The organism is Polaribacter sargassicola (genome assembly GCF_021991835.1).
Classification (GTDB): Bacteria; Bacteroidota; Bacteroidia; order Flavobacteriales; family Flavobacteriaceae; genus Polaribacter; species Polaribacter sargassicola.
Window position 1 is genome coordinate 82,048 of record NZ_JAHDAU010000008.1, and the last position, 15,909, is coordinate 97,956.

At 30.6% G+C, this 15,909-nt stretch carries 11 protein-coding genes and 1 riboswitch; of the genes, 2 read left to right on the forward strand and 9 right to left on the reverse strand.

Translation table 11 applies throughout. The features are described from left to right. Nucleotides 1-123: 123 nt before the first annotated feature. From KI686_RS13050 to KI686_RS13090, 9 genes are all read right to left on the reverse strand, one after another. Complete coding sequence (locus tag KI686_RS13050; RefSeq protein ID WP_237589767.1) at nt 124-1,371, reverse strand: sulfate adenylyltransferase subunit 1; 1,248 nt, start codon at nt 1,369-1,371, stop codon at nt 124-126. A 25-nt stretch (nt 1,372-1,396) separates the two neighbouring features. Beyond that, nucleotides 1,397-2,302 carry a sulfate adenylyltransferase subunit CysD gene (gene cysD / locus KI686_RS13055; protein WP_237589768.1) on the reverse strand — a complete coding sequence of 302 codons (906 nt, stop codon included), beginning with the start codon at nt 2,300-2,302 and terminating at the stop codon, nt 1,397-1,399. A 10-nt stretch (nt 2,303-2,312) separates the two neighbouring features. Beyond that, nucleotides 2,313-2,927 carry a phosphoadenosine phosphosulfate reductase domain-containing protein gene (locus tag KI686_RS13060; RefSeq protein ID WP_237589769.1) on the reverse strand — a complete coding sequence of 205 codons (615 nt, stop codon included), beginning with the start codon at nt 2,925-2,927 and terminating at the stop codon, nt 2,313-2,315. After that, nucleotides 2,927-3,190: a DUF2061 domain-containing protein gene (locus KI686_RS13065; protein ID WP_237589770.1), complete on the reverse strand. Its 264-nt coding sequence runs from the start codon at nt 3,188-3,190 to the stop codon at nt 2,927-2,929. The genes KI686_RS13060 and KI686_RS13065 overlap by 1 nt, the downstream gene beginning before the upstream one ends. Nucleotides 3,191-3,405: 215 nt before the next feature. Then, on the reverse strand, nt 3,406-3,819 hold the full coding sequence (locus KI686_RS13070; RefSeq protein WP_237589771.1) for an RrF2 family transcriptional regulator: 414 nt from the start codon (nt 3,817-3,819) through the stop codon (nt 3,406-3,408). Nucleotides 3,820-3,902: 83 nt separating this feature from the next. Next, nucleotides 3,903-5,105: a polysaccharide lyase family 7 protein gene (locus tag KI686_RS13075; protein WP_237589772.1), complete on the reverse strand. Its 1,203-nt coding sequence runs from the start codon at nt 5,103-5,105 to the stop codon at nt 3,903-3,905. 138 nt (nt 5,106-5,243) lie between these two features. Further along, nucleotides 5,244-6,410, reverse strand: a complete 1,167-nt coding sequence (locus tag KI686_RS13080) for an O-succinylhomoserine sulfhydrylase (protein ID WP_237589773.1) — start codon at nt 6,408-6,410, stop codon at nt 5,244-5,246. A 74-nt stretch (nt 6,411-6,484) separates the two neighbouring features. After that, nucleotides 6,485-9,886 carry a bifunctional aspartate kinase/homoserine dehydrogenase I gene (gene thrA, locus KI686_RS13085; RefSeq protein WP_237589774.1) on the reverse strand — a complete coding sequence of 1,134 codons (3,402 nt, stop codon included), beginning with the start codon at nt 9,884-9,886 and terminating at the stop codon, nt 6,485-6,487. 99 nt (nt 9,887-9,985) lie between these two features. Continuing rightward, a complete protein-coding gene (locus KI686_RS13090) occupies nt 9,986-11,260 on the reverse strand; it encodes an O-acetylhomoserine aminocarboxypropyltransferase/cysteine synthase family protein (RefSeq protein ID WP_237589775.1) in 1,275 nt (424 codons plus the stop codon). Between the two features lie 126 nt (nt 11,261-11,386). After that, nucleotides 11,387-11,511: riboswitch (SAM riboswitch) on the reverse strand. A gap of 355 nt (nt 11,512-11,866) precedes the next feature. Here KI686_RS13090 and metK point away from each other — a divergent pair. Then, entirely contained in the window at nt 11,867-13,123 is a 1,257-nt protein-coding gene (gene metK / locus KI686_RS13095; RefSeq protein ID WP_237589776.1) for a methionine adenosyltransferase, read from the forward strand. A 221-nt stretch (nt 13,124-13,344) separates the two neighbouring features. Then, nucleotides 13,345-15,768, forward strand: coding sequence for a zinc-dependent metalloprotease (locus tag KI686_RS13100; RefSeq protein WP_237589777.1), 2,424 nt, complete (start codon nt 13,345-13,347; stop codon nt 15,766-15,768). Nucleotides 15,769-15,909 lie beyond the last annotated feature (141 nt).

Below are 15,909 nucleotides of genomic sequence, written 5' to 3' on the forward strand. Positions count from 1 at the left end.
CCTAACCTTCCCTAAAAAGGGAAGGAACTCTTACTCGGGCAATAAGAATATTGTTAATTAATTTCTTTTTATTTCTCTTATCTGCTAATTTTCTTGTTTTCTTTTTTACAGGTTTAAAGAATTTTACCTTATAAAACCAACACCAACTGTACTATTAGTTTTTGGGTTGATTAAAATAAATGACCCATTAGATTTATTGTCTTTATAAGAATCTACCAATAATGGTTTGCTCAATTTTAATTGGATGTCACCAATTTGATTTAACTCTAATGCCGATGGATTTTCTTCTATACCAGAAAAATCTGTTTTTATAATACTAGATAATTGTGTAATTTTTGCTTGTGCATCATTTACACCATGTTTAATGTAATATTTTTGAGACGCTTGTAACGGCTCTTTATCCATCCAACAAATAGTTGCATCTAACTGTTTTGTAATTTTTGGTTCTTCAGTTACTTTAACCAACATATCTCCTCTACTTACATTTACATTATCTTCTAAAGTAACGGTAATAGAACTTCCTCTTTTTGCTTCTTGAAACTCTTTATCAAAGAAATTAATACTCTTAATTTTAGATTTTGTTTGCGATGGCAATACAGCTACTTCATCTCCAACTGCTAAATTTCCTCCATAAATTTTACCAGCATAACCTCTAAAATCATGATATTCTTCTGTTTTTGGTCTAATAACAGTTTGCACAGGAAAACGTGTTTGAGAAACATCATCTATATCATCTAAATCTAATCTTTCTAAATGATGCATTAAAGTTTCTCCTTTATACCAAGGTGTATTTTCAGATTTTTCTACAACATTATCTCCTTGTAAAGCAGATAATGGTATAAATGTTAAATTCTGACCTTTATACTCACTTTTACTTGCCAAATATTCTATCTCACCTTTAATTTGATTAAATTTTTCTTCAGAAAAATCTACCAAATCCATTTTATTTACAGCAATTACAACGTCTTTAATTCTTAACAAGTTATTGATAAAAAAATGACGGTATGTTTGCTCTACAACTCCGTTTCTTGCATCAATTAAAACAATAGAAGCCTGCGCTGTAGAAGCACCTGTAACCATATTTCTTGTATACTCTATATGACCTGGAGTATCTGCTATAATGAAACTTTTTGATGGAGTTGAAAAATAAATATGGGCTACATCAATTGTAATTCCTTGTTCTCTTTCTGCCACTAAACCATCTGTAGCTAAAGAAAAATCTAAATAATCAAAACCACGTTGTCTACTCTTTTCTTCTATTGCTTCTAACTTATCATCAGTTAATGATTTTGTATCGTATAAAATACGACCGATTAAGGTACTTTTACCATCATCTACACTTCCTGCTGTTGCTATTTTTAATACTTTCATGTTGTTTTCTTTTGGTAATTAGATTTTAGAAATACCCTTGTTGTTTTCTTTTTTCCATTGCTGCTTCCGATCGTTTGTCATCTATTCTTGCCCCTCTTTCAGAAATGGAAGAATCTCTAATTTCTTCTACTACTTTTACAATATCTACCGCATCAGACAATACTGCTGCTGTACAACTCATGTCTCCAACAGTTCTAAAACGCACCATTCTTTCTACCACTTCTTCTTCTTCATCTCTATAAACTACATCATCATCGGCAGACCAAATCATACCATCTCTAACAAATGTTTTTCTTTTATGTGCAAAATAAATTGATGGTATTTCTATACCTTCTTGTTCTATATAAGACCAAACATCTAATTCTGTCCAATTTGATATTGGAAAAACACGCACATTCTGCCCTAAATCTATTCTTCCGTTTAACATATCAAACACTTCCGGGCGTTGGTTTTTTTCATCCCATTGTCCAAAATCATCTCTTACAGAAAAGATTCTTTCTTTAGCCCTTGCTTTTTCTTCATCACGTCTTGCACCACCAATACATGCATCAAAACCAAACTCTTCTATAGCATCTAACAACGTTTCTGTTTGCAACATGTTTCTACTTGCATATCTACCTGTTTCTTCTTTAACACGACCAGAATCTATATTGTCTTGTACATTTCTTACAATTAGCTCTACACCTAACTCTTTTGTTAACCTGTCTCTAAACTCAATTGTTTCTGGAAAGTTATGACCAGTATCTATATGCATTAATGGAAAAGGAATTTTTGCAGGGTAAAATGCTTTTTGAGCTAATCTTACCAAAGTTATACTGTCTTTTCCTCCAGAAAAAAGTAACACAGGTTTTTCAAATTGTGCTACAACTTCTCTAAAAATATAAATCGCTTCACTTTCTAAAGCATCTACTTGTATCGTTTTATTACTCATAATTATTTTTTTAGATGTGTAAACCACATTCTCTATTACTTTCTACTTTTGTTGGATCGAAATATGTAAACTCGTTTGGCAAACCTTTTTCTTCTAAATAAACATCTAACTGCTCATCAGACCAATTGTAAAAAGGACTTACTTTTACAATTCCGTCTTTACTTACAGAAACAACATCAATACTATTTCTAAATGCTGTTTGCCCTTTTCTAAGGTTTGTAAACCACACATCTGGTTGATGCTCTTTCATAGCTCTAGCAAAAGGCTCTAACTTTACCTGCTCTGTAAAGATTGCATGTTTTGGATCTTCTATTGACGGAACACCTAACACCACATTTCTATGAGCAACCGTTTGTTTTGGCACATATAATTGAATATTTAAATTCAATTTTTCTATAATTTCTTCTGCATGCTTATAAGTTTGCACAGTATTGTAACCTGTATCGCACCAAATTACTTTAATGTCTTTTTTTACTTCTGTAACTGCATTTAAAATTGCAACTTCATAAGGTCTAAAGTTGGTTGTAATCACTGCATTTTTTGCAAAAGAAATTGCCCAAGAAATAATTTCTGATGGACTCTTGTCTTTTAATTCTTTGTTTATTTTTTCTAAATCTAGGTTCATTATTTTCCCCATTTTATTTTGTTCCAAATTCTTTCATGAAAAAAGTATAGAACTAATTTTGTTAAAAAATCTACAGAGGCTATTGATGTTGCCAATGCAATTTCGCCTGTTAATATGTAAGATACTACTAACGTATCTATTGTACCTATAAGGCGCCAGCTTAAAGCTTTCAACACACTTCGCAAAGGTTTTTCTGATTTCTTGTCGTCTTCAAAACCTTTACTTTGTGCTTTTTTACTAAAAATGATTTGTTTTAAAATCATAAAAATCAATTCAAATATTTACCCCACTTCTTTAGTAGGGTATGCAAACATACTTCTTTTTAATAGATTAAATAAAGATTCCAACCTAAAAATTACTTAAACCCTATAGATTTAGTAGATTATTAATAAAAAGGCATAAATATTATGAATTTTTAATCACTACAAGGATATAGTAATTAAAATACTTGGTACTTTTTTATAAGTAAATTAGGCTTTTAGCAATTACACAGATCTGCTAACGTAGTATTTTTAAATATTTTAAGGGAACTATCCCTAACCTGAACCATTAATTTATTTACTGCACATACATTTTCATCCGGACAATCATCGCATTTTTCATAAAAATTTAAACTTACACAAGGCACCATAGCAATTGGCCCTTCTAAGATTCTCATTACAGTAGTCATTTGAATTTCATTAGATTCTTTTAAAAGGTAATAACCACCACCTTTTCCTTTTTTAGAACCTAATAATCCATTTTTACGAAGCGTTAGTAAAATGCTTTCTAAGAATTTTAGTGAAATATTTTCACTCTCTGATATAGTAGCAATAGCAACAGGAGTTTTATCTTTCTGCCTTGCTAAATAAGTAAGTGCTTTTATTCCGTATTTTGTCTTTTTTGATAGCATATAGCAAAAATACATAATTTTAAATAATTACTATACTAAAATAGTAGGACAATATTTAAAACTAAATAGTTTGCTAAATTCTATTAATTAGCTGTATGAGATTTTTCTAAAGAATAAAAAGTAGCTTGCACATAATCATCTGCATCACCAGAATTATTTTGATTATAAACTCCTGCTTTAAAGTACATATATTGCCCACTTACATTAAATCCGCTGTCTTTCATGTCAACCGTTTCAACAACATCTTCTTTTCCTTCTCTAATTATTGTCACCGTTAAAAGATCTCCAACAACTTTAATTGTGTAGCTAAATTTTTCGTCAAGCGCAATTCCGTCAGATGGATTAGAAGCACTGCTACTTCTAGAACCAATCATTTCATACCATTGCTCGCTTCCATTACCGTCTGTAGGTTCATGAGCAAAATAAATTGACCCTAAAGTATTATTAGCTAATTTTCTATAATAAAGACGAATAGGTTCATCATCATTTGCGTGAATTTGCCCAACAATAACACGTCCTTGCTGACTAGAATCGCCTGTTGTAGTTACATGATTTACAGAAAGTGTTGCAGACATTTCTCCATCATAAGCAGCAGCAGCAGCAATATCCGCTTGCGGTGCAGTACCAAAAACCCAATTGTTTTTATTTACACCTTGCGTACTAATACTTGTATCAGTTCCCCTTAACATTTCTCTAAATTCTACTCTGGTATAACTTGTGTTTTCTGAAGTTTTAAAACCATCAACTGGGCATTTAAAGACCATTCCTCCATCATCTGCTGTATAAAAATAATTACTATTTTCATACGCACTATTAATTTCACTTACAGTAATTGTTGTTGCTGTTCCATTGCCTTTATCAACAGGAATACTTAGATTCCAAGTAGATAAATCAAAATTTTGTGAAGGTGCTTTATCAGGATCTAACTCTCCTGTAACCTCTTCTTTTGCGGCTTGTGTTATTATTAAATCTTCAGATAAACTACCTCCAATAAAAGTAATTGTACCTGTTCTTTTATTAAAATCTGTGTTTGCAGATACAGAAATTTCTACAGTTTTATTGTTTGTTCCATTAGTTGGCGTAACGGTAATCCAATTTGTAGTATTACGTGTGTACCAGTACATATTTGCAGTTACATCTACTGATTGTGTTTCTTGATTTGCAGAAAACTCTGTAATAGTAGATAAAGATAAAACTTCTAATTCTTCTTCAGAATCATTAGAACCACAAGAAAAAAGGGATAAAAATAAAGACCCAAGAAATAATAATCTGAAAGAGATTTTCATAAAATAAATAATAACATTAATAATTTAGTTTTTAAAAATACAAAATTGGTTAACCAATTTACCGTAATTATAAATAAAATTATTATATAACTATATATAAACCTTATAATTACTTTATTACTTAACTTAAAACTGCTATTAATTATTTAAGGCTTGCTCTAAATCTGCAATAATATCTTCTGCATTTTCTAATCCTACAGAAACTCTTACTAAACCATTTGTAATACCAACTTCTAAACGATCTTCTTCTGATAAACGCCCGTGAGTTGTAGATGATGGATGCGTAACAATAGTTCTAGTATCGCCTAAATTTGCTGATAAAGAACACATTTTTATAGCATCTAAAAACTTTCTTCCGGCTTCAATTCCTCCTTTAATTTCAAAAGCAACAATGTTACCTCCTAATTTCATTTGGTTTTTAGCAACTTCGTATTGTGGATGCGATTTTAAAAACGGATATTTTACAAACTCAACATTTTTATTTCCTTCTAAAAACTCAGCTATTTTTAACGCATTTTCACAATGTTTTTCTACTCTTATAGATAAAGTTTCTAAACTTTTAGATAAAACCCATGCATTAAATGGAGACATTGCCGGACCAGTATTTCTAGCAAATAAATAAATTTCTCTAATTAAATCTGCTTTACCCACTGCAACTCCTCCTAAAACACGTCCTTGTCCGTCTATTAATTTTGTTGCAGAATGCACTACTAAATCTGCTCCAAATTTAATTGGTTGTTGAATGTATGGTGTTGCAAAACAATTATCTACAATAAAAATAAGATTGTGTTTTTTTGCAATTTTACCAATTAACTCTAAATCTAAAATATCTACAGCAGGGTTTGTTGGCGTTTCTATATAAAGAATTTTTGTATTTTCCTTAATCAAACTTTCTACCAAATCTACCTCATCAACTTTAAAATAAGAAGTTTCAATATTCCATTTTGGCAAATATTTGGTAAACATACTATGTGTAGAACCAAAAACAGAACGACAAGAAACAATATGATCGCCAGCATTTAATAATGCAGCAAATGAAGAAAATATAGCAGACATACCTGTTGCAAAAGCATAACCTGCCTCTGCACCTTCCATTGTTACAATTTTATCAACAAACTCTGTGGTATTTGGGTTTGTAAATCTGCTGTATAAATTACGTTCTTTTTCTTCTGCGAAGGATGAACGCATGTCTTCTGCATCATCAAAAACAAAACTAGACGTTAAATATAAAGGTGTAGAATGCTCAGAAAACTGACTTCTTTCTGTTTGACTTCTTATGGCTTGTGTTTCGAAATGTTTACTCATTATTATGGTTTTTGGTTGATGGTTTTTGGTTGATAAATTATACTAATAATCAACAGCTAAAAACCAAAAACTTTTTAATTATTATGTTTTGCTAATCTTAAGATATCTCCAAAAACACCTCTAGCAGTTACACTTGCTCCTGCTCCTGCTCCCTGTATTACAATTGGTTGTTCTCCATAAGATTCTGTATAAATTTCAAAAATTGCATCAGAACCTTTTAAAGAACCTAATGGTGTACTTTCTGGTGTTGATACTAATTTTACTTCTAAAGTACCTTTATTTTTTGATAAATCTCCACTTAATTCGCCAATATAACGTAAAACATGATTTGCTTCTTGGTTTTCTTTTAGTGTTTTATATTCATCATTTAACAACTCTAAATTACTTAAAAAATCAGTAACATTCCCTTCTCTTAAATTTTCTGGAATTAGATTTTTAATTTTAACTTCATCAAATTCATTTTCTAACTCTAATTCTCTTGCTAAAATTAATAATTTTCTAGCAACATCATTTCCTCCTAAATCTTCTCTTGGATCTGGTTCTGTAAATCCTTTTTCGATTGCTTCTTTTAAAACCTCTGAAAAAGAAACATTTTTAGCTGAAAAATTATTAAACAGATAACTTAAACTTCCAGAAAAAACACCTCTAATTTTAGTGATATTTTCTCCTGACTCATGCAGTAAACGAATTGTATCTATTAACGGTAAACCTGCTCCTACATTGGTTTCATACAAATATTGCTTTTTGTATTCTTTTAATTTTGCTCTTACTTCTTTATAAAAATCAAAAGATAAAGTATTGGCAATTTTATTACACGAAACTAAATCGAAACCAGCTTCTATAAACGGAATATAATTTGCAACAAAATTTACGCTTGCAGTATTATCTACAGCTATTAGATTTTCAAAATGATTCGCTTTTGCAAAAGCTATAACATCATTAACAGTTGCATTTTCATCGCCCTTTTCTAATAAATTTTCTTTCCAATCTTTGGTAACTCCATCTTTCTTTAACAATACTTTTTTAGAGTTTGCTACAGCAAAAACATTCAATTGTAATTTTCTTCTTTCTAAAACAGATTGTGTATTTTCTATAATTTGATCTATCAGTGTTCCGCCAACCAAACCTTTTCCAAAAATGGCAATATTTATTTTCTTGGTAACACCAAAAACCTGACCATGAATTACATTTACAGCCTTGTATAATTCTGTTTTTTTAACTACCAAACTTACATTTTTACCCGTAACTGTATTATTAAATAATAGTGGCACAATTTGGTTTTTTATTAACGCATTATAAGGATGATGAAACTGACTTAAATCTTGTCCAATAATAGAAATTACAGAAACGTCATCAAAAACAGCAATATGATTTACATCTTGTGCATGAAAATCGTTTTCAAATTCTTCTTCTAATGCATTAACTGCTCGCAAAGTATTTTCGGCATTAATTACCAAACCAACTCCACGTTCTGAAGAACCTTGTGCAATAATATTTACACTAATATTTTCTTTACTTAACGCGTTAAAAATACGAGCATCAATACCTACCTTACCCAATAAACCTCTACCTTCAAAATTAATCATTGCCATATTTTCTATGGTAGAAATTGTTTTAATTCCTTTGGATGCCGATGTTGATGAAATTAAAGTTCCTTTATCTTTAAGATTAAAAGTATTTAAAATTCTAAGGTTAATGTTTTTTTCAATTAACGGAATAATTGTTTTTGCATGTAACAAGTTTGTACCAAAAGTTGCCAACTCATTTGCCTCATTAAAAGAAAGTTGATCTATTTTTTTAGCATCTGCAACTAATTTTGGATCGGCTGTAAAAATACCACTAACATGTGTATAATTTTGCAACTCATCTGCATCTAAATAATTTGCCAATAAAGCTGCTGTATAATTACTACCATTTCTACCCAAAGTAGTCGTTTCTCCTTTTTTATTAGAAGCTATAAAACCAGAAACGATATTTATTTTTGAATTATTTTCTTTAAAATAAGAAATTACATTTTCTTTAGAAACCACAGTTATTGGTTGTGCATTTCCAAAATTTTCATCAGTAATTATTAACGATCTAGAATCTACAGCATTTGCAGAAATATTTTCTTTTTCTAACAAACTTGCCAACATTTTTACCGATAATAATTCTCCTTGCGCTAAAACTTCGTCTTTAATTTTCTGACTGTAATCACCCAATAAAGAAACGCCTTCAAAAATGGTTTCTAATTTTAAAAACTCATTAGAAAAATCTACATTTTTATTAGGTTCTAATTGATATTCTTTAAATTGATTAAACTTCTTTTTATATTCTTTTTTAGCTGCTGCTTTTTGCAAAATAGCCTCTAACTCGTTAGTTGCGTTTCCTCTAGCAGAAGCAACAATGGTCATTTTTTCTTTGTCTTTAAACTTACTTGCAATAATTGCAATCACATTTTCTAAGCCTAAACCATTGGCTAAAGATTTTCCTCCAAACTTTAAAACTTTCATCTTCTTTTCTCTGTAATCTTTGTTAAAAATTGATTCTATAATTTTTTGTAACTGATCATATTCCATTAAAAATGCATCATGCCCATGCACCGAATTTATCTCATTATACGTAACATTATCTTTTGTTAATGCCAATTTTTTATGAGTTTCTCTATTTTCTTCGGCAGTAAAAAACAAATCAGAATCCACACCAATTACGTGAATATTGGCATCAATTTTATCTAAAATTTCATCAGATTTTACGCCTCCTTTTGTAACATCAATTGTTTTTAATAATTGATTCATTAGTTTATAAGACGATAATTGATAACGTTCTTGCAGTGATTTACCATGATGCAACAACCAACTTTCTACATTAAAAATATCTGAATCTTCTTTTTTAGATCGATGAAAACGTTCTTTAAAACTTTCTGGTGTTCTGTAACACAACATCGCGTGCATTCTTGCATCGTGAACAGGATTGCTAGAATTCACCAAAAATTGTTCTTGAATTTGGCAATTGGCAATTAACCAATCTGTAGATTTCCAATCGGTTGCAATTGGCAAAAAATGTTGGGTTAATTTATTATTTAAAACCATCATTTCCCACGCAATTCCACCGCCTAAAGAACCACCAATTAATGCAAACAACCTATCAATTTTTAAAATTGATAAACCTTGCAAAAAGATTCTTGCAATATCTCTAGCTATAAAATCTTTGTAATTATCAATTAAAAATCCATCAAAACCATTACCAGGAATATTAAAAGATAAAATGGTGTAATTTTTAGTATTTATGGCTTTTTCATCACCAACAATATCTTTCCACCAACCTTTTTCTCCTGCTACATATGAGTTTCCTGTAAGTGCATGATTTATCAAAATAACAGGTGCTGTACCTAAGTTTTGACCAAAAATTTGATAACTTAAATTTAGCTCTGCAATTAACACACCTATTTCTGTAGTAAAATTGTGTATTTTAATATGTTGTAATGGATGTTCCAATTTTTGACATTTATTGTTTATCTGTTTAAGCGCAGTAAAGAACTTTTGATTTACCAAAGTTAATTAAACCTTTCGACTACGCTCAAAAAGACAATTGTTTTATATTTCTGAAAAAGCCTTTTTTAAATCTGCTTTTAGATCCTCAATATCCTCTATACCAACAGACAATCTAATTAAATCTTGACTAACTCCGGCACTTTCTTGTGCTTTTTCGTCTAATTGTTGATGCGTTGTACTTGCTGGATGAATTATTAATGATTTAGTATCACCTATATTTGCTAACAAAGAAAATATTTCTGTCTTATCTGCAATTGTTTTTGCTGCTTCAAAACCTCCTTTTGGTCCAAAAGTTACAATTCCGCTTTGTCCTTTTGGTAAATATTTATCTGCTAAAGTTTTGTATGTACTACTTTCTAAACCAGGATAATTAACCCAAGCAACCTCATCTTGCGCTTCTAACCATTTTGCCAACTCTAGAGCATTTTTAGAATGTTGCTGAATTCTAACAGGTAAAGTTTCTAAACCTTGAATAATATTAAATGCGTTTGTAGGACTTAAAGCGCCACCAAAATCACGCAAACCTTCTAAAATTAATTTAAAAGTATATGAAGCTGCACCTAAAGCTTCGTGATATTTTAACCCATGATAACCTGCAGAAGGCTCTGTAAATTCTGGGAATTTACCATTTGCCCAATTAAAAGTTCCTGAATCTACAATTGCTCCTCCTAAAGAAGTTCCTTGTCCACCAATATATTTTGTTAAAGAATGAATTACAATATTTGCACCATGTTTAATTGGGTTCAATAAAGCAGGAGTCGCCACAGTATTATCAACAATAAAAGGAACTTCTGCTTTTTTAGAATGTGCTGCAATAGCTTCTAAATCTAAAACATCTAACTTAGGGTTTCCTAAAGACTCTACAAAAAATGCTCTTGTGTTATCTTTTACAGCATCAGCAAAATTATCAGGATTTGAAGCATCTACAAATGTTGTTGTAATTCCGAATCTTGGTAAAGTTACACTTAATAAATTGTACGTTCCTCCATACAAACTACTAGAAGCCACAATATGATCTCCTGCTTTTAATAAAGTTAATAACCCTGTAGATATTGCTGCTGTACCAGACGCAAAAACTACTGCTCCAATTCCGCCTTCTACAGCCGCTAAACGATCTTGTAAAATTTGATTTGTTGGGTTGTTTAAGCGTGTGTAAATAAAACCTAATTCTTTTAATGAAAAAAGGTTTGCCGCGTGTTCTGAATTGTTAAAAACATAAGACGAAGTCTGATAAATAGGAACTGCTCTTGTACCTCCGTTTTGTGTTACGTCATGCCCAGCATGTAATGCGTTTGTTGCTAATTTTTGAGTACTCATTTTTCTATTTTTTTTGAGTTAATAAATAATTAAACCAAAAGTCAAATGCATCAATCTTTATTGATGTACTTACTAGAAAAATGTTATTAAGAATTACACAAGTACACAGAATGTGTATTTGTTTTTGGGTTATCTATCCAATTTCTGATAAATGAATCTGAAATTAAGTAGAATTTAGCACCTTCTTTTCCTCGCGAAAAGGGTTGCTAAGGCTTCAGCGGGTCTAATCCCTCCACCTTTCTTGATAACATTTCAATAAGTTATTGAACTTTGTGAATGCAAATATATGTTTAGAAAAATTTAATATCCAAGAAAAAATGAAAATATTTTTATTAAAATACAAATATCACATTTAAAACAACATTTTTTATGATTACCATATAATTTAAAAAACAACATTTTATTTTTTTTGATGATACCATAACAAAATTTTATGATTTAAAACTATGCTATTAAAATTTAAGATGTACCTTTGCAGAGAATTTAGAGGAAAAATTTGAACTGATTGCAACCTCATAAAAAAAATGCTAAAGCAGTAATTTCCTACTACTTTTCGCGACTCTTGCAATCTCTTTTCATTTTTCAATAACAAAAAGAAGATTTATTATGTCATATTTATTTACCTCAGAAAGTGTTTCTGAAGGACACCCAGACAAAATTGCCGATCAAATATCTGATGCTTTAATCGATAATTTTTTAGCATTTGATAAAAGCAGTAAAGTTGCTTGTGAAACTTTAGTTACTACCGGTCAAGTAGTTTTAGCAGGAGAAGTAAAATCTAAAACATATTTAGATGTACAACAAATTGCTAGAGATGTAATTAACAAAATAGGTTACACTAAAGGAGAGTACATGTTTGATGGAAACTCTTGTGGAGTTTTATCTGCAATTCATGAACAATCACCAGATATTAATCAAGGTGTAGACAGAGCTAAACCAGAAGATCAAGGTGCAGGAGACCAAGGTATGATGTTTGGTTATGCTACTGATGAAACCGAAAACTACATGCCTTTGGCATTAGAATTATCGCATAGACTTTTAATAGAATTAGCTCTTTTACGTAGAGAAAACAAAGACATTACTTACTTACGTCCAGATGCAAAATCTCAAGTAACTATAGAGTATTCTGATGACAATGTTCCGCAAAGAATTGATGCTATTGTAATTTCTACACAACATGATGATTTTGATTCTTCTGAAGAAGTTATGTTAGCAAAAATTAAAAAAGATATTGTAGAAATTTTAATTCCTAGAGTAGTTGCTAAACTTCCGGCTCATCTTCAAAAATTATTTACAGATAGTATTACTTACCACATAAATCCTACAGGAATTTTTGTAATTGGTGGACCTCATGGAGATGCTGGTTTAACAGGTAGAAAAATTATTGTTGATACTTATGGTGGCAAAGGAGCTCACGGTGGTGGTGCTTTTTCTGGTAAAGACCCTAGTAAAGTTGATAGATCTGGTGCTTACGCAACAAGACATATTGCTAAAAATTTAGTTGCTGCTGGGCTTTGTAAAGAAGTATTAGTACAAGTTTCTTATGCAATTGGTGTTGCAAAACCTACAAGTATTAATGTTGATACTTACGGAACATCTACTGTAGACTTAACAGATGGAGAAATTAGTAAAATAGTAGAAACTATTTTTGATATGCGCCCTTATTTTATTGAACAACGTTTAAAATTAAGAGCACCTATTTATTCTGAAACTGCTGCTTACGGACATATGGGAAGAACTTCTGAAGTTAAAACCGTAACTTTTACAAACCCTATGGGAGAAACAATTTCTGAAGAAGTAGAAACTTTTACTTGGGAGAAACTAGATTATGTAGATAAAATTAAAGAAGCTTTTAAGCTATAAAAGCTAAATATCTTTATTAAAAACTGTTTAAAACGACATCAAATTAAATTTGATGTCGTTTTTTATTATTAAAAAAACAATTATTATCAAAAAACGATATCAATAAAGCAATAAATTAACATGTTTTTTTTCAACATAAGACACTCTTTTTCTTTAACATAAATTTAAGATATCAACTTTTTGAGTTTATGTAATTTCGAGCAAATTCAAATCAAATATTTATGACAACAAAAAAACTTATTTCGCATCTTTTTGTAGTTGCGTTAGTTTTTGGATTTTCTTTAGAAACTGAAGCTCAGTTTTGGAAAAAGAAAAAAAAAGAAACACCAAAAAAAGTAGCTCCTAAACCAAAAAAAGGTGATATGCAACCTTATGCTAAGGTAGTTACCAAAGACCACAAAACTGATGATGGTCTTTTTAAAGTTCATTCGAAAGATGATACATATCTTTTCGAAATCCCAGATTCTCTTATAAATAGAGAAATGTTAATGGTTACTAGAATTGCTAAAACTGCCAGTGGAATTGGTTTTGGTGGAGGAAAAACAAACACTCAAGTTTTACGTTGGGAACGTAAAAAGAAAAACATTTTATTGCGTGTAGTTTCTCATAATGTTGTTGCAGACACTATTTTACCTGTACATGAAGCTGTAGTAAATTCTAACTTAGAACCTATCTTATTCTCTTTTCCTATAAAAGCAATAAGTAAAGATAGTACCGCTACTGTTATAGATGCAACAGAATTATTTTCTACAGACATAAAACCTTTAGGTTTACCAGATAGAAATAGAAAAGCTTACCAAGCAACTAGAATGGATAAAACTCGTTCTTATATAGATAGAATAAGTAGTTACCCACAAAATATAGAAATAAGACACGTAAAAACTTACTTCTCTAATAAACCACCGTCTAACAGAAGCCTTGGTTCTATTACTATAGAAATGAGTAACTCTATGGTATTACTACCTAAAGTACCTATGAAACGTCGTTATTTTGATGAAAGAGTTGGTTGGTTTACAAGCAGACAAACAGATTACGGTTTAAGTGATCAAAAAAGTAAAACAGTTACTTATTTAGACAGATATCGTTTAGAAGTAAAAGACGAAGATATTGAAAAGTTTAAAAGAGGTGAATTAGTTGAGCCTAAAAAACAAATTGTATACTATGTAGATAGAGCTACACCTAAAGAATGGGTACCTTATATTATACAAGGTGTAAACGATTGGCAAGTTGCATTTGAAGCTGCTGGTTTTAAAAATGCAATTGTTGGTAAAATGGCTCCAACCAAAGAAGAAGATCCAGAATATAGCCCAGAAGACATACGTTATTCTGTAATTAGATATTTAGCATCTCCAATACCAAATGCAAACGGACCTCATGTTAGTGACCCAAGATCTGGAGAAATTTTAGAATCTGATATTAATTGGTATCACAACGTAATGACATTATTACACAACTGGTTCTTTATACAAACTGCAGCTATAAATCCTGATGCAAGAAGTAACAACTTTAAAACAGAGACTATGGGACGTTTAATTCGTTTTGTATCTTCTCATGAGTTAGGACACACTTTAGGGTTACCACATAACATGGGTAGTTCTGCAGCTTATCCTGTAGATTCTTTACGTTCTGCTAGTTTTACTAAAAAATATGGTACAGCACCTTCTATTATGGATTATGCTCGTTTTAATTATGTTGCTCAACCAGAAGATAAAGGTGTTGCTTTAATGCCAAACATTGGTACTTATGATAAATATTCTATCTCTTGGGGATATAGACCTATTTTAGATAAAACAGCAGAAGAAGAAAAACCAATTTTAGATTCTTGGATTTTAGAACATGCTGGTGACCCAATGTATCGTTTTGGTCGTCAACAATTTGGTGTTGTAGATCCTAGTTCTCAAACAGAAGATTTAGGAGATGATGCTGTAAAAGCTAGTACTTATGGTATTAAAAATTTAAAAAGAATTTTACCTAAGTTACATGAGTGGACAACAGAAGATGGTAAAACGTATGATGATATGGCAGAAATGTATAGCCAATTAGTAGGACAGTTTAACAGATACATGGGCCATGTTTCTTCTAATGTTGGTGGTGTTTACGAAAACTACAAAACAACAGACCAAGAAGGCGCAGTATATACTCACGTAGACAAAGCACGCCAAAAAGAATCTTTAAAGTTTGTTATTGATGAATTATTTAAAACTCCTACTTGGTTATTAGACAAAGACCTTTTCTCTAAAGTACAATCTAGTGGTGCTGTAGAAAACATTAGATCTTTACAAGCAAGAACTTTAGGTACTCTTTTAAGCTCTAGCAGAATGAAACGTATGATTGAAAATGAGACGTTAAACGGATCTAATGCTTACAGCTTAATCTCTATGTTCTCTGACCTTAGAAAAGGAATTTGGACAGAGCTTTATAATGGTAGAAGCATCGATACATACAGAAGAAATCTACAAAAAAGTCACGTAGAAATTTTAGGTGAATTATTATCTGGTAGTTCTGATATTAAATCTGTTGCAAGAGGAGAATTAAAACGTTTACAAAAAGATGCTAAAGCAGCTTCTTACAGAGGAAACACTCTTACTCGTTACCATTTACAAGATGTTGTAGACAGAATTGATGCAATATTAGATCCTAAATAATTTAAGTTTAAATTATATAATTTTAAAAACCACGTCAATTAATTGACGTGGTTTTTCATTTAAAAGAAATATATAAAAAACGTCTTATTCAACTTTTTATCATCTCAAAAAAAATATAGACACAAACAAATTTCTATAAAA